Origin of the sequence: Streptomyces sp. SID9727 (assembly GCF_010550605.1) — a bacterium.
Lineage (GTDB): Bacteria > Actinomycetota > Actinomycetes > Streptomycetales > Streptomycetaceae > Streptomyces.
This window is the reverse complement of sequence record NZ_JAAGNI010000114.1, coordinates 1-14,006: the sequence shown is the minus strand read 5'-3', so window position 1 is coordinate 14,006 and position 14,006 is coordinate 1. Positions and strand designations below refer to the sequence as shown.

Genomic DNA, 14,006 nt, shown 5'->3' with positions numbered 1-14,006 from the left:
TCGTCCCGCGCGCTGAAACGGACGAATGTTCTTAGCGTGAGTCCATGAACCACACGCTGCGCATCCGTCCCGTAGTGAGCTGCACTCTGCTGGCCGCGACCTTGGTCGCCGGGGCGGCAGCCTGCGGGGACTCCGATGACCACCCCCTGTCGGCCCAGCCGTTCGACGCGGCCGACGAGGTGTCCTTCAACACGCCCGACGGCGGCAAGAAGGTCGACCCCGACAAGCCGCTGGAGATCCGGGTCGACGCCGACGACGGCCGGATCACCGACGTATCGGCCGTGGACGCCGCAGGACGCCATCTGGCGGGCGAACTCGACGCCGACGGACACCGGTGGCACTCCACCGCTCCGCTGGCCGCAGGGACCCGTTACACCGTCAAGGTCCGTATGGAGGACGACGACGGGGCCCCCGGCACCCGCACGATGTCCTTCGACACCGCCAAGGCCACCAAGTTCCTGGAGGTCACCTTCGGCCCCCGGGCGGGCACCTACGGCGTCGGCCAGCCCCTCGTCGCCACGCTCAGCGCCCCCGTCACGGACAACGCCTCACGCGCCACCGTCGAGCGCGGACTGCGGGTCCGCTCCACGCCCGCGGTCACCGGCTCCTGGTACTGGGTCGACGACAAGACGCTGCACTACCGGCCCAAGGAGTACTGGCCGGCGAAGGCCAGCATCGAAGTCAGCTCCAACCTGACCGGCATAAAGGTCACCAACGCGCTCTACGGGGCCCCCGCCAAGGCGTTGAAGATCACCACGGGGGACCGCATAGAGGCCATCACGGACGCCTCCGAGCACTCCATGACGGTGCTCCGCAACGGCGAAGTGATCAACACCATCCCAGTCACCACGGGCAAGCCGGGCTTCGACACGCGCAACGGCGTCAAGGTCGTGCTCGGAAAGGAGCAGTACGTACGTATGCGCGGGGAGTCCATCGGAATCGCCGCCGGGTCCTCGGACTCGTACGACCTCGACGTCTACTGGGCCACCCGGGTGACATGGAGCGGCGAATACGTGCACGCGGCGCCCTGGTCCACCGGCTCGCAGGGGTACGCCAACGTCAGCCACGGCTGCACCGGCATGAGCACCAGCGAGGCCGAGTGGTTCTTCAACACCGTGCGCGAGGGCGACATCGTCAGCGTCGTCGGCAGCGACGGCGAGACGATGACGCCCTTCGACAACGGCTACGGCGACTGGAACCTGTCCTGGGCCAAGTGGCAGAAGGGCAGCGCGCTGAAGAACGACACCACCGCGCCGCGGGTCGACACGGTCGAGGCGGCGCGGCTGCGCCCCCAGGTCTGACCGTGCGACCCGTCCGTGGGGGCTCAGGCCCCCACGGACAGCCGTGTACGCAGCAGGGCGGCCAGGGCGTCCGCGAACTCCACCGGCTCCACCGGCAGCGTCACCGCGGCGTCCGCGCGGCTCCAGGTGGCCAGCCAGGCGTCCTGCGGGCGCCCGATGAGGACCAGGACCGGCGGGCAGCGAAAGACCTCGTCCTTGATCTGCCGGCAGACGCCCATGCCGCCCGCCGGAGCGGTCTCGCCGTCCAGCACGCAGACGTCGACGCCCCCGTGCTCCAGGGCGTCCAGGACGGCCGGCAGGGTGGCGCACTCCAGGAACTCCACCGGCGGCACGTCCGCCGCGGGCCTGCGCCCTGCTGCCAGCCTCACCTGCTCACGGGTGTGCGCGTTGTCGCTGTAGACCAGGACCGTGGCGGTCGGCTGCATGGTTCCTCCGTGACATCCGTGTCTTCGGGGCACTCGGGGCGCTCGGTGGGCGAGAGCCGTCCGATGCGCGGATCGTACTCCGCCCGACTGCGTGTCAGCACCGGTTCGCACAGCCCTTCCCTGGGCCGTTCGGGCAGGACACACCCCTCTGACACACCGAACGGCACCCCCCGGAGTGAGGGCGGGATAAGCGACCGACATAATGTCGGTCGTGGCGACAGCAACGACAGTAGAAACCGGGCACGCGCACCCGTCGGTCAATCGACCGAACCTCACCAGCGTCGGAACCATCATCTGGTTGAGCTCCGAGCTGATGTTCTTCGCGGCCCTCTTCGCGATGTACTTCACCCTGCGATCGGTGACCGGACCGGATCACTGGAAGGAAATGGCGTCCGCCCTGAACTTCCCGTTCTCGGCGACGAACACCACGATCCTGGTGCTCTCCTCACTCACCTGCCAGCTCGGCGTCTTCGCCGCGGAGCGGGGCGATGTGAAGAAGCTCCGTGCGTGGTTCGTGATCACTTTCGTGATGGGTTCGATCTTCATCGGAGGCCAGGTCTTCGAGTACACCGAGCTGGTGAAGAAGGACGGCCTCTCGCTGTCCTCCGACCCGTACGGCTCGGTGTTCTACCTGACCACCGGCTTCCACGGTCTGCACGTGACAGGCGGTCTCATCGCCTTCCTGCTCGTCCTGGGCAGGACATACGCGGCCAAGAGGTTCACCCATGAACAGGCGACCGCCGCCATCGTCGTGTCCTATTACTGGCACTTCGTCGATGTCGTGTGGATCGGCCTCTTCGCCACGATCTACATGATCAAGTAACCGGGCCCGAGCCCGAACCACATCCAGCATCGACGCAGAAGATCCTGACACCGGGGTAATCCGTGAAAAAGCTCTCCGCACGACGACGCCATCCGTTGGCGGCGGTCGTCGTACTACTCCTCGCGCTGGCGGCCACCGGGGGGCTGTACGCCGCGTTCGCGCCCGCGAGTAAGGCGCAGGCCGACGACACCGCCCAGTCCCTCGCCATCGACGAGGGCAAGAAGCTGTACTCCGTCGGTTGCGCCAGCTGCCACGGAACCGGCGGTCAGGGCACCTCCGACGGGCCGCAGCTTGTCGGCGTGGGCTCCGCCGCCGTGGACTTCCAGGTCGGTACGGGCCGCATGCCCGCGCAGCAGCCGGGCGCCCAGGTACCGAAGAAGAAGGTCATCTACAGCCAGGCCGAGATCGACCAGCTCGCGGCCTACGTCGCGTCGCTCGGCGCCGGTCCGGTCGTCCCGACCAAGAGCCAGGTCAGCCCTGAGGGCGCGGACGTCGCCAAGGGTGGCGACCTGTTCCGCACCAACTGCGCGCAGTGCCACAACTTCACCGGCAAGGGCGGCGCGCTGACGAACGGCAAGTACGCGCCGGACCTGGACGGCGTGGACCCGAAGCACATCTACGAGGCCATGCTGACCGGCCCGCAGAGCATGCCGTCCTTCCCGGACTCGACGATGCCCGAGAAGCAGAAGCGGGACATCATCGCCTACGTCAAGACCGTGAACAGCTCCGAATCCGAGTCCCCCGGCGGCCTCAGCCTCGGCGGCCTGGGTCCGGTCAGCGAGGGCCTGTTCGGCTGGATCTTCGGTCTGGGCGGTCTGATCGCAGTTGCCATTTGGGTCGCGGCCCACACCGCTAAGGCCAAGAAGTCATGAGTAGCCAAGAGATTCCAGAAGAGAACCTGCCCGACGAGCAGGGCGCCGCGCACGACGCGGTGGACAAGGCGCACGACGACCCGTTCGCCGACCCGGGGCTGCCGGCCCACAAGCCGCGCATCCAGGACATCGACGAGCGGGCCGCGAAGCGCTCCGAGCGCACCGTCGCGTTCATGTTCCTGTTGTCCATGCTGGCGACGGTGGGCTTCATCGCCTCCTACGTCATCTTCCCGGTCGACAAGATCGTCTTCATCTTCCCGTTCGGTCATGTCAGCGCGCTCAACTTCTCCCTGGGTCTGACCCTGGGGCTGGCGCTCTTCCTGATCGGCGCGGGCGCCGTCCACTGGGCGCGCACCCTGATGTCCGACGTCGAGGTCGCCGACGACCGGCACCCCATCGAGGCGTCGCCCGAGGTCAAGGCGAAGGTCCTGTCCGACTTCGCGGACGGCGCGCGGGAGTCCGCGCTCGGCCGGCGCAAGCTGATCCGCAACACGATGTTCGGTGCGCTGGCCCTGGTGCCGCTCTCCGGCGTGGTGCTGCTGCGCGACCTGGGTCCGCTGCCGGAGAAGAAGCTCCGCAAGACCCTGTGGGCCGAGGGCAAGCAGCTCGTCAACATGAACACGATGGAGCCGCTGCGCCCCGAGGACGTCGTCGTCGGCTCGCTGACCTTCGCCATGCCCGAGGGCCTGGAGGAGCACGACGAGGACTTCCAGACGCAGATCGCCAAGGCCGCCCTGATGATCATCCGCATCGAGCCGGACGACATCAAGGACAAGCGCGAGCGCGAGTGGGCGCACGAGGGCATCGTGGCCTTCTCGAAGATCTGCACGCACGTCGGCTGCCCGATCAGCCTGTACGAGCAGCAGACGCACCACGTGCTCTGCCCGTGCCACCAGTCCACCTTCGACCTCTCCGACGGCGCCCGCGTCATCTTCGGTCCGGCCGGCCACGCCCTCCCGCAGCTGCGGATCGGCGTGAACAGCGAGGGCAACCTCCAGGCGCTCGGTGACTTCGAAGAGCCCGTCGGTCCTGCATTCTGGGAGCGCGGATGAGTACTGCGACGAACACGCCCGGCGCAGCGGCGCCGGGCAACCGCAAGGCGCCCGCCGGCGAGCGGGTGGCCGACTGGGCGGACGGCCGGCTGGGGATCTACTCCCTCGCCAAGGCCAACATGCGCAAGATCTTCCCGGACCACTGGTCCTTCATGCTCGGTGAGATCTGCCTCTACAGCTTCATCATCATCATCCTCACGGGTGTGTACCTGACGCTGTTCTTCCACCCGAGCATGAACGAGGTCGTCTACCACGGCCCGTACGAGCCCATGCAGGGCATCCGGATGTCGGAGGCGTACGCCTCGACGCTGGACATCAGCTTCGACGTCCGCGGTGGTCTGCTGGTCCGGCAGATCCACCACTGGGCAGCGGTCATCTTCCTGGCCGGCATGTTCGTGCACATGATGCGCGTCTTCTTCACCGGCGCGTACCGCAAGCCGCGCGAGATCAACTGGCTGTTCGGCTTCCTGCTGTTCGTCCTCGGCATGTTCACCGGTTTCACCGGTTACTCGCTGCCGGACGACCTGCTCTCCGGTACGGGTGTCCGCTTCACCCAGGGCGCGATCCTGTCGACGCCGATCGTGGGTACGTACATCTCGATGTTCCTGTTCGGCGGGGAGTTCCCCGGCGGCGACATCATCGCGAGGTTCTACTCGATCCACATCCTGCTGCTGCCGGGCATCATGCTCGGGCTCGTGGTCGGCCACCTGATCCTGGTCTTCTACCACAAGCACACCCAGTTCGCGGGTCCCGGCAAGACGAACAAGAACGTCGTCGGCATGCCGCTGCTGCCGGTGTACATGGCGAAGGCCGGCGGGTTCTTCTTCCTGGTCTTCGGCTTCATCGCGATCATCGCGGCGATCGCCTCCATCAACCCGATCTGGGCGATCGGCCCGTACCGGCCCGACCAGGTGTCCACGGGCGCCCAGCCGGACTGGTACATGGGCTTCGCCGAGGGCTTCGTCCGTGTGATGCCGGGCTGGGAGATCAACCTCTGGGGCCACACGCTGGTCCTGGGCGTCTTCATCCCGCTGGTCCTGTTCGGTGTGGTGCTCGGTGCGCTGGCCCTGTGGCCGTTCATCGAGTCCTGGATCACCGGCGACAAGCGCGAGCACCACATCCTGGACAAGCCGCGCAACGCGCCGACCCGGACGGCCCTCGGTGTCGCCTGGGTGACGATCTACTTCGTCATGCTGATCGGCGGCGGCAACGACATCTGGGCGACGCACTTCAGCCTCTCGCTCAACTCGATCAGCTGGTTCGTCCGCATCGCCTTCTTCGTCGGCCCGGTCATCGCGTTCATCGCGACCCGCCGGATCTGCCTCGGCCTCCAGCGCCGCGACAAGGAGAAGGTCCTGCACGGCCGCGAGTCGGGTCTCATCAAGCGCCTGCCGCACGGTGAGTTCGTCGAGGTCCACGAGCCGCTGTCGCCGGAGGCCCGGTACAAGCTCACCGCGCACGAGCAGTACAAGCCGCTCGAGATCGGCCCGACGGTCGACGAGAACGGCGTGGAGCGCAAGGTCTCCACGATCACCAAGGTCCGGGCGCGGCTCAGCAAGAGCCTGTACGGCGAGGACAACCAGATCGCCAAGCCCACCACCGAGGAGTACAAGGAGATCACCAGCGGCCACGGCCACCACTGATCACCCGTTCTGACCGCCACGGCGAGAGCCCCGTCCATCCGCTGGACGGGGCTCTTTGCCGTCCCCGGGGGCTCGATAGGGTGGAGCCCTTCCTTATCGGCTGTGGACCCCAGGAGCGGACCATGAACGTTGTGACCCCGGACGGCGGCGACAGCGTGGCGGCCTTCTCCTGGCCCAGCGTGCTGACCCCCCTGCTGCGCGGCGAGGACCTGAGCGCCGACGCCACCGCCTGGGCCATGGACCGCGTCATGAGCGGCGAGGCCACCGACGCGCAGATCGCCGGTTTCGCGGTCGCCCTGCGCGCCAAGGGCGAGACGGTCACGGAGGTCTCCGGCCTGGTGCGCGCGATGTACGAGCACGCCACGACCATCGACGTGCCCGGCCGGACCGTCGACATCGTCGGCACCGGCGGCGACATGGCCAAGACGGTCAACATCTCCACCATGTCCGCGATCGTGATCGCGGGGACCGGCGCCAAGGTCGTCAAGCACGGCAGCCGCTCCGCCTCGTCGGCCAGCGGCTCGTCCGACGTGCTCGGGAAGCTCGGCGTCAACCTGGAGCTGTCCCCGCGGCGCGTCGTGGAGGTGGCCGAGGAGGCGGGCATCACCTTCTGCTTCGCGGTGAAGTTCCACCCCGCCCTGCGCCACGCGGCCAAGGCCCGTGCGGAGCTGGGCGCGCCCACCACGTTCAACATCCTCGGGCCGCTCACCAACCCGGCCCGGGTGCGCTCCCAGGCGATCGGGGTGGCCGACCTGCGCATGGCCCCCATCGTCGCGGGCGTCCTCGCCGAGCGCGGCAACTCCGCCCTGGTCTTCCGGGGCGACGACGGCCTGGACGAGCTCACCACCACCGCGACCTCGCGGGTCTGGGTGGCCCGGGACGGCGTGGTCCGCGAGGAGACCTTCGACCCGCGCGACGTGGGCGTCGACCTGGTCCCGGTGGAGGCGCTGCGCGGCGCCGACGCCTCGTACAACGCGGATGTTGCGCGCCGGCTGCTGGCCGGGGAGACCGGGCCGGTACGGGACGCCGTGCTGCTCAACTCGGCGGCGGCGCTGGTCGCGCTGGACCCGGGCGAGGGGCCGCTCACCGAGCAGATCCGGGCCGGCATGGCGAAGGCCGCCGAGTCCATCGACTCGGGCGAGGCCGGACGGGTGCTGGAGAGATGGGTCGTCGCCAGCAACGCGTGAGCACGTCGATGTGCGGCAGGGCGCAGTCCGGATCGCGGACTGCGCCTTGCGCGTTCCCGTACGTATGGCAAGATGCTGCGCAGGTCATGAGTGACAGCGACTACGGCCCCGGCCCGCTGTCCGGCAACCCTCCGTCCGTGGCGGGGTGCCCCGGGTGAAGACCGGGCCGCAGGCAGCGAGGTCTGCGGCAAGCGCGGACCCCTTGACGTCGCGTGACGTCCGCCCGTGGGGTCCTTGGTCCTCAGGGAGCCTCTTGTGAGCAAGCGAATGCGTTAGGGCCCGAGGCCCTTCTCCGCACACCCCTCTTCTCTTCCGCTCCGTGCCGCCGCGTATCCGCGGGCACGCGGAGTTCGCCTGCCTGTTACGGGAGTTCGCCATGTCTGTCTTCACCGCTGCCGCCGACCAGTCGCTTTGTGCCCCGCTGCCGGTTCTGGGCGAGGATGTCCTCGTCCCGCTGGTCACCGGGGGCGAGGTCGGCTACGCCGCGCTGGACTACGCCGCGAGCGCCCCGGCGCTGAAGCGGGTCTGGGACGACGTGGCCGCGTACGCCCCGTACTACGGCAGCGTGCACCGGGGCGCCGGGTACCTCTCGCAGCTGTCCACGGACCTCTTCGAGTCGAGCCGGGCCACCGTGGCGGAGTTCCTGGGCTGCCGCCCCGAGGACCAGGTGGTCTTCACCCGGTCCACCACCGACTCGCTGAACCTGCTGGCCGCCGCGCTGCCCGCCGGCTGCCAGGTCTTCGTCTTCGAGACCGAGCACCACGCCTCGCTGCTGCCCTGGCGCGACGCCCGCGTCACGTACCTGAACGCCCCGCGCACCCCGGCCCAGGCCGTCGCCACCCTGGAGCGGGCCCTCGCCGACCGGGAGCCCTACGGCCCCGCGCTGGTCTGCGTCACCGGCGCCTCCAACGTCACCGGCGAGCTGTGGCCCGTGCGGGAGCTGGCCGCCGCCGCCCACGCGCACGGTGCCCGGATCGTCCTGGACGCCGCCCAGCTCGCCCCGCACCACCCGGTGGACATCGCCGAGCTGGACGTGGACTGGGTCGCCTTCTCCGGCCACAAGCTGTACGCGCCGTTCGGCTCGGGCGTCCTGGCCGGCCGGGCCGACTGGCTGCGCGACGCGGAGCCGTACCTGGCCGGCGGCGGCGCCTCGCGCACGGTGGCCCGGCGCGCGGACGGCGGCGTGGACGTCGAGTGGCACACCACCGCCGCCCGCCACGAGGCCGGCTCGCCCAACGTCATCGGCGTCCACTCCATCGCCTCCGCCTGCAAGGCGCTCACCGAGGCCGGGTTCGACCGCCTGGTCGCCCGCGAGCAGCGCCTCGTCCGCGAGGTCCTGACGGGGCTCGCCGACGTCCCCGAGGTCAAGGTGCTCTCGCTGTTCGGCGACGACGCGCCGCGGGTCGGCGTGATCTCGTTCGTGGTGGAGGGCTGGAACAGCTCCCACTTCGCCGCCGCCCTCTCCGCCGAGTACGGCATCGGGGTGCGCGACGGCCTCTTCTGCGCCCACCCGCTCGTGCGCACCCTGCTCGGCAGCGACCCGGGCGAGGCGGGGGAGTGCGGCGCGCCGGAGGCCCGCCCCGGCGAGCGGTCGCTGAACGCGATCCGGGTCAGCTTCGGCGCCGGAACCCCGGACGAGCACGTCGAGCGCTTCCTGCGCGCGGTCCGGGAGCTGGTGAGCGACGGGGCCCGCTGGAAGTACCGGACCGAGGACGGCCGTTGCGTGCCGGACCGGGGCGCCGCCCAGGTCTGAGGGCCGGGCGGCCCTAGGGCGTGTTTCGAAAGTCCCGCCTGTCCGGCGGCGTCTGGCACGCACGCTCGCCGCGTTGCCGGGATCACCCCGATACAGCCAGTATCGGGGCGACCCTCCGCCTTGCGATCGCACGCACCAGACGCCGCCGGACCCGCCCTACGGGCGGACGGCGCTACTTTCGAAACACGCCCTAGGCGTCCAGGCCGATGGAGAACGCGGCCTCCAGGTCGTGCTGCGAGTACGTGCGGAAGGCGACGTGGGTGTCGGTCCCCTCGACGCCCTGGATCTTGCTGATCCGGCCGGGGATGACCTCGGCCAGGTCGTCGTGCTTGGCCACCCGGACCATGGCGATCAGGTCGTAGGTGCCGGTGACCGAGAAGACCTCGCTGACGCTGTCCAGCGCGGCGATGGCCTCGGCGATCTCGGGAATCCGGTCCACGCTGGTTTTGATGAGCACGATCGCGGTGATCACGGCTGTGTTTCTCCCTCGGTGGCCGTGGCTGGAGTCTTCACTCTAGCGTTACGCCCATAACGCACCCAGGCGTAGAGGAACCCGGTCGCGAAGCCCACCACGTGCGCCAGGTACGCCACTCCCGGGCCGCTTCCCGCGCCCTCGGCGGCCAGCCACTGGAGCACGAACCAGAAGATCAGCACCACCCACGCCGGGAAGCGCAGCGGCAGGAACAGCAGGAACGGGAAGACGCTGGTCACCCGGGCCCGGGGGAAGAGGTAGAGGAACGCCCCGAGCACCGCCGAGATCGCCCCGGACGCCCCGACGAGCGTCTGGTCGGACGTGGCGTGCGCGGCGGCGTACGCGAGCAGCGCGAGGTAGCCGCAGCCGAGGTAGAACAGGGCGAACTCGGTGTGCCCCATGCGCTCCTCGGCCATCGCGCCGAACACGTACAGGAACAGCATGTTGCCCAGCAGGTGCAGCCAGCTGCCGTGCACGAAGAGCGCGGTGAACGGGGTGAGCAGGGCGTGCGCCGAGCCGTCCCACAGCTCGCTCGGGATCACCCCCCACCGTTCGAAGTAGCCCGCCTGCGCGGCGAGCAGCGCGTCGGCACCGCCGCGCACCGGGACGAAGCCGGAGAGCGGGCTGATCACGAAGACCGCGCAGCACAGGGCGATGAGGGCGTACGTCACCGGTGGCCCGCCCGAAGTGGCCGCGCGCAGGAGCCTGCCCGCGGCGGCCCGCCGATCGATCATGAACAGAGCATGACGCAAACGGAGCGAACGGGACAGACCGCCTCGCCGTGCCGGTGGGAAGCGCCGAGGCCGTAGGGTGACAGGTGGACATCCGCAGTTCGACGGCGCACCGCGAGACCCTTGTCCGGCAGCTCACGGCTCGACGAAAGAGGACGCACGATGACGACCGTTCCCCAGCCGACCGACACCACTCGCTGGCGCTGCACGCTCTGCGGGAACCTCACGCGCTTCGACGTGACGCGGTCCTCGAAGGTCGTGGAGTACGTGCACCTCGACCTGGCCGGTGAGTCGAGCGTCGAGGAACGCGAGGTGGTCAGTGAGACCATCGAGTCGGTCCGTTGTCGTTGGTGCAACGCGGTGGACCAGATCGAGCTCGTCGACAGGCCGGGTGCCGACTCCTGAGGGGGCCGGGCGCAGACAACACAATGGGGTGACGGATGGTGGAGCAGCCCGAGGGCGGCGCCGCGTCGGCCGACGGGGCCGACGACGCCGTGGAGGCGCTCGACCGCCCGCTGCCCGAAGGGGTACGGCGCCGGGTCGTCGCGCTGGTGTCCGACGCGTTCGGCGGGCTCACGGTCGCCGAACTGCCCGCCCAGCTGAGGCAGTACGCCCGTTTCACGGCGTCGCGCCGCGCCAAGTTCGCCGGGAACGCCATGGCGGCCGCCGTGGCGAACGACGAACGGTTCCGCCACCGCATCGGTGACCGGCTCCGGGAGGCCCAGCCGGAGCTGGCGGGGGCCGTGGAGTCCGGTGCGCCGCCCGCCGCGGCCGACCCGGTGGACGTGGCGGCGGCGGCGTACGTCCTGCGCCCCGAGGGCTGGGTGAAGCTGGTCGCGGCGGCCGGCGAGGAGGTCCAGCGCGCCGACGCCGAGCGGGCCGGCGAGGAGAGCCGGCGCGAGGTGGCGCGGCTGCGCGAGGAGCTGGCCGAGGCCAGGGCCCACACGAAGAGCGAGACGGAACGGCTCCGCGCCGAACTGGACGCCGCCCGCAAGGAGGCGGACTCCCTCCAGCGCAAACTGCGCAGCGCGCTCAGCGAGGTCAAGCGCGGTGAGGCGGCGCTGCGCAGGTCCAAGGGTGAGACCGAGACCGTACGCGCCGAGGCGTCCGCCCAGGTGTCCGCCGCCGAGAGCGAGACCCGGCGGCTGCGGGCGAGGCTCGGGGAGGCGGAGGCGTCCGTCGAGGCGAGCCGCCGGGCGGCCCGGGAAGGGCGCTCCGTCGAGGACATGCGGCTGCGGCTGCTGCTGGACACGGTGCTCGAAGCGGCCGGCGGGCTGCGGCGGGAGCTGGCGCTGCCGCCCTCCTCGATGCGGCCGGCGGACAGCGTGGACGCGGTGGAGCCCGGCCGGATGTCGCCCAAGGACATCGCGGCCAGGGCCCTTTCGGAGACCGACCCGGCGCTGCTCGACCAGCTCCTGGAGCTGCCGCAGGCCCACCTGATCGTGGACGGCTACAACGTCACCAAGACGGGGTATCCGCAGATGCCTTTGGAGAAGCAGCGGCTGCGGCTGCTCGGCGGGCTCTCGGTCCTCGCGGCGCGCACGGGCGCCGAGATGACGTGTGTGTTCGACGGGGCGGAACTGGCCGCCCCGGTGCTGCTCGCGCCGCCGCGCGGGGTGCGGGTGCTGTTCAGCAAGCCGGGGGTCACCGCCGACGAGCTGATCCGCCAACTGGCGCGCGCGGAGCCGCCGGGACGGCCCGTGGTGGTGGTCTCCACCGACCGCGAGGTGGCCGACGGAGTGGCGAAGGCGGGGGCCAGGCCCGTTGCGTCCGCCTTGCTCCTGAAGCGGCTTTCGCGGGTTTAGCGCCTCTTGCGGGGAGTCCGCCCGAGATCAGGGAACGGTCCGTCAAGTCATCGCTACACGCCGTGGGATGTGGGCAAAGAAGTGCCGTGTGTGACGAGATTTTTCCGGTGAGGATTTGAACTGATCACAAGATGGTCACTAGGGTCATGCCTCGAACCTTCGCGCGGTCGATCACCCACCCGGGGTGGCGGCGAAGGAACCGCCGAGTCCGTGATGTGCACGGAGCCGGGGACCTCTCCTCCCCCCACAGATCCGGTAGGCGGCTCGAGGAAGAAGGAGCTCGCCTTCGTGGCGTCCCACCGTCGTCCCAAGCAGCCGAGCCGCACTCGTGTGACCGTGCTCACCGCGACCGCAGCCGCGGCCGTCGCCCTGTCCTCCCAGGCCGCTCACGCCGACCCCAAGCCGACCAAGAACGAGGTCAAGGCGAAGGTCGACGACCTCTACCACCAGGCCGGAGCGGCCACCGAGCAGTACAACGGGGCCAAGGAGAAGCAGGAGAAGCTCGAGAAGCAAATCAGCGCGATCCAGGACAAGGTGGCCCGCGGCCAGGAGGAGCTGAACCAGCTCCGTACCGGCCTCGGTTCCCTCGCCGCCGCGCAGTACCGCTCCGGAGGCATCGACCCCTCCGTCCAGCTCTTCCTCTCCTCCGACCCGGACAGCTTCCTGGACCAGGCGTCCGCGCTCGACCAGCTGACGGCCAAGCAGACCGAGGCCCTGTCGAAGGTCCAGGAGAAGCAGCGGGCCCTCGCGCAGCAGCGCAAGGAGGCCCAGGACAAGCTCAGCGACCTCGCCTCCGTCCGCAAGACGCTCGGTGAGAAGAAGAAGCAGCAGCAGGCGAAGCTGGCCGAGGCGCGCCGCCTCCTCAACACCCTCACCGCGGCCGAACAGGCGAAGATCCGGCAGGACGAGGCCCGCGCCAGCCGTGACGCCGGCACCCGCGTGGACCTCGGCAACGAGGCCCCCGCCTCCGGCCTCGGCGCCGCCGCCCTCAACGCCGCCGCCACCCGCCTGGGCAAGCCGTACGTCCCCTCGGCCACCGGCCCCAACTCCTTCGACTGCTCGGGCCTGACCATGTGGGCCTACGCCCAGGCCGGCGTCAACATCACCCGCACCACGTACACCCAGGTCAACCAGGGCCACCGGATCGGCGTCAGCCAGCTGGCCCCCGGCGACCTGGTCTTCTTCAACGGCAACGAGCACGTGGGCCTCTACGCGGGCAACGGCCAGGTCCTGCACGCCCCGTACCCCGGCGCCTACGTGCGCTACGAGTCGATGAGCACCATCGGCAGCATCTACGCCGCCGTGCGCATCTGAACCGCGCCCGATCGGGCGAATTCGCGCGCCCCGTACTGACGCCCGCCCCGCCGGAGACCACAGGTCACCGGCGGGGCGTCACTGTGTGTGGCCCCCACCGGTCCGGCGTGTCTTTGTCCGCTCCGTGATCACGCGGCTACTGTCTGGCTGCTGTCGCGGCTTCCGTACACCGGCCCGCCCACCCGGGCGGCAGGGCCGCGCGCGTCTGCGTCCAGCGGAAGGGAGTACGGCGTCCTGTGGGGTCCCATCGCCGTTCCACACAGCCCGGTACCGGTCGCGGTGCCCGGGCCACCGTCCTGACGGCGGCAGCCGCGACCGCGGCCGCGACACTCGGCGCCGCCACCGCCCACGCCGAGCCGCACGACACCCCGCAGTCCGCCGGGGCCCGCGTCGACCGCCTGTACGCCGAGGCCGAGCGCGCCACCGAGCGGTACAACAGGGCCGGCGAGGACGTGGCCCGGCTGCGCGGCGAGGTGAGCCGGGCCCAGGACCGGGCCGCGCGGGGCCAGGAACGCATCAACCGGATGCGCGAGGAGCTGGGCTCCGCGGCCCGGGCGGAGTACCGGGCGGGCGGCATCGACCCCGCACTGGCCCTGCTGCTCACCTCGGACCCCGACAGCTACCTCGA

The 14,006-nt window shown here is 70.3% G+C and carries 13 protein-coding genes, 1 pseudogene and 1 riboswitch; of the genes and pseudogenes, 11 read left to right on the top strand and 3 right to left on the bottom strand.

Annotated elements, in window-relative coordinates:
* Positions 1-44 precede the first annotated feature (44 nt).
* Positions 45-1,301 (top strand): Ig-like domain-containing protein, encoded by a 1,257-nt coding sequence (locus tag G3I41_RS07165; RefSeq protein WP_164399457.1) that lies wholly within the window; start codon positions 45-47, stop codon positions 1,299-1,301.
* A gap of 23 nt (positions 1,302-1,324) precedes the next feature.
* Here the strand turns inward: G3I41_RS07165 and G3I41_RS07160 are convergent, their stop codons facing one another.
* Positions 1,325-1,726: a hypothetical protein gene (locus tag G3I41_RS07160; RefSeq protein WP_164399456.1), complete on the bottom strand. Its 402-nt coding sequence runs from the start codon at positions 1,724-1,726 to the stop codon at positions 1,325-1,327.
* A 202-nt stretch (positions 1,727-1,928) separates the two neighbouring features.
* Here G3I41_RS07160 and G3I41_RS07155 point away from each other — a divergent pair, with 202 nt between their 5' ends.
* The 6 genes from G3I41_RS07155 to G3I41_RS07130 all read left to right on the top strand — a co-directional run bounded on the left by G3I41_RS07155 (position 1,929) and on the right by G3I41_RS07130 (position 9,056).
* Positions 1,929-2,549, top strand: coding sequence for a heme-copper oxidase subunit III (locus G3I41_RS07155; RefSeq protein WP_164399455.1), 621 nt, complete (start codon positions 1,929-1,931; stop codon positions 2,547-2,549).
* A 62-nt stretch (positions 2,550-2,611) separates the two neighbouring features.
* Positions 2,612-3,421, top strand: a complete 810-nt coding sequence (locus G3I41_RS07150) for a c-type cytochrome (protein WP_164399454.1) — start codon at positions 2,612-2,614, stop codon at positions 3,419-3,421.
* Complete coding sequence (locus tag G3I41_RS07145) at positions 3,418-4,473, top strand: Rieske 2Fe-2S domain-containing protein (protein WP_164399453.1); 1,056 nt, start codon at positions 3,418-3,420, stop codon at positions 4,471-4,473. The genes G3I41_RS07150 and G3I41_RS07145 overlap by 4 nt, the downstream gene beginning before the upstream one ends.
* Positions 4,470-6,116 (top strand): ubiquinol-cytochrome c reductase cytochrome b subunit, encoded by a 1,647-nt coding sequence (locus G3I41_RS07140; protein ID WP_164399452.1) that lies wholly within the window; start codon positions 4,470-4,472, stop codon positions 6,114-6,116. The genes G3I41_RS07145 and G3I41_RS07140 overlap by 4 nt, the downstream gene beginning before the upstream one ends.
* Positions 6,117-6,238: 122 nt before the next feature.
* On the top strand, positions 6,239-7,303 hold the full coding sequence (gene trpD, locus G3I41_RS07135; RefSeq protein WP_164399451.1) for an anthranilate phosphoribosyltransferase: 1,065 nt from the start codon (positions 6,239-6,241) through the stop codon (positions 7,301-7,303).
* 82 nt (positions 7,304-7,385) lie between these two features.
* Positions 7,386-7,503, top strand: a riboswitch (SAM riboswitch).
* 176 nt (positions 7,504-7,679) lie between these two features.
* Entirely contained in the window at positions 7,680-9,056 is a 1,377-nt protein-coding gene (locus G3I41_RS07130; RefSeq protein WP_164399450.1) for an aminotransferase class V-fold PLP-dependent enzyme, read from the top strand.
* A 190-nt stretch (positions 9,057-9,246) separates the two neighbouring features.
* Here the strand turns inward: G3I41_RS07130 and G3I41_RS07125 are convergent, their stop codons facing one another.
* Complete coding sequence (locus G3I41_RS07125) at positions 9,247-9,528, bottom strand: Lrp/AsnC ligand binding domain-containing protein (RefSeq protein ID WP_164399449.1); 282 nt, start codon at positions 9,526-9,528, stop codon at positions 9,247-9,249.
* Positions 9,525-10,262: a rhomboid family intramembrane serine protease gene (locus tag G3I41_RS07120; protein WP_203600394.1), complete on the bottom strand. Its 738-nt coding sequence runs from the start codon at positions 10,260-10,262 to the stop codon at positions 9,525-9,527. Before G3I41_RS07120 ends, G3I41_RS07125 begins: the two co-directional genes overlap by 4 nt.
* 159 nt (positions 10,263-10,421) lie before the next feature.
* On the opposite strand from G3I41_RS07120, the gene G3I41_RS07115 reads away from it, so the two are divergent.
* The 4 genes and pseudogenes from G3I41_RS07115 to G3I41_RS07100 all read left to right on the top strand — a co-directional run.
* Positions 10,422-10,664 carry a hypothetical protein gene (locus tag G3I41_RS07115; protein ID WP_018104398.1) on the top strand — a complete coding sequence of 81 codons (243 nt, stop codon included), beginning with the start codon at positions 10,422-10,424 and terminating at the stop codon, positions 10,662-10,664.
* 38 nt (positions 10,665-10,702) lie between these two features.
* A complete protein-coding gene (locus G3I41_RS07110; RefSeq protein WP_343242080.1) occupies positions 10,703-12,064 on the top strand; it encodes an NYN domain-containing protein in 1,362 nt (453 codons plus the stop codon).
* A 288-nt stretch (positions 12,065-12,352) separates the two neighbouring features.
* A complete protein-coding gene (locus G3I41_RS07105) occupies positions 12,353-13,378 on the top strand; it encodes an NlpC/P60 family protein (protein WP_343242078.1) in 1,026 nt (341 codons plus the stop codon).
* A gap of 236 nt (positions 13,379-13,614) precedes the next feature.
* Positions 13,615-14,006 (top strand): annotated as a pseudogene (locus G3I41_RS07100) (hypothetical protein); the annotation flags it as partial.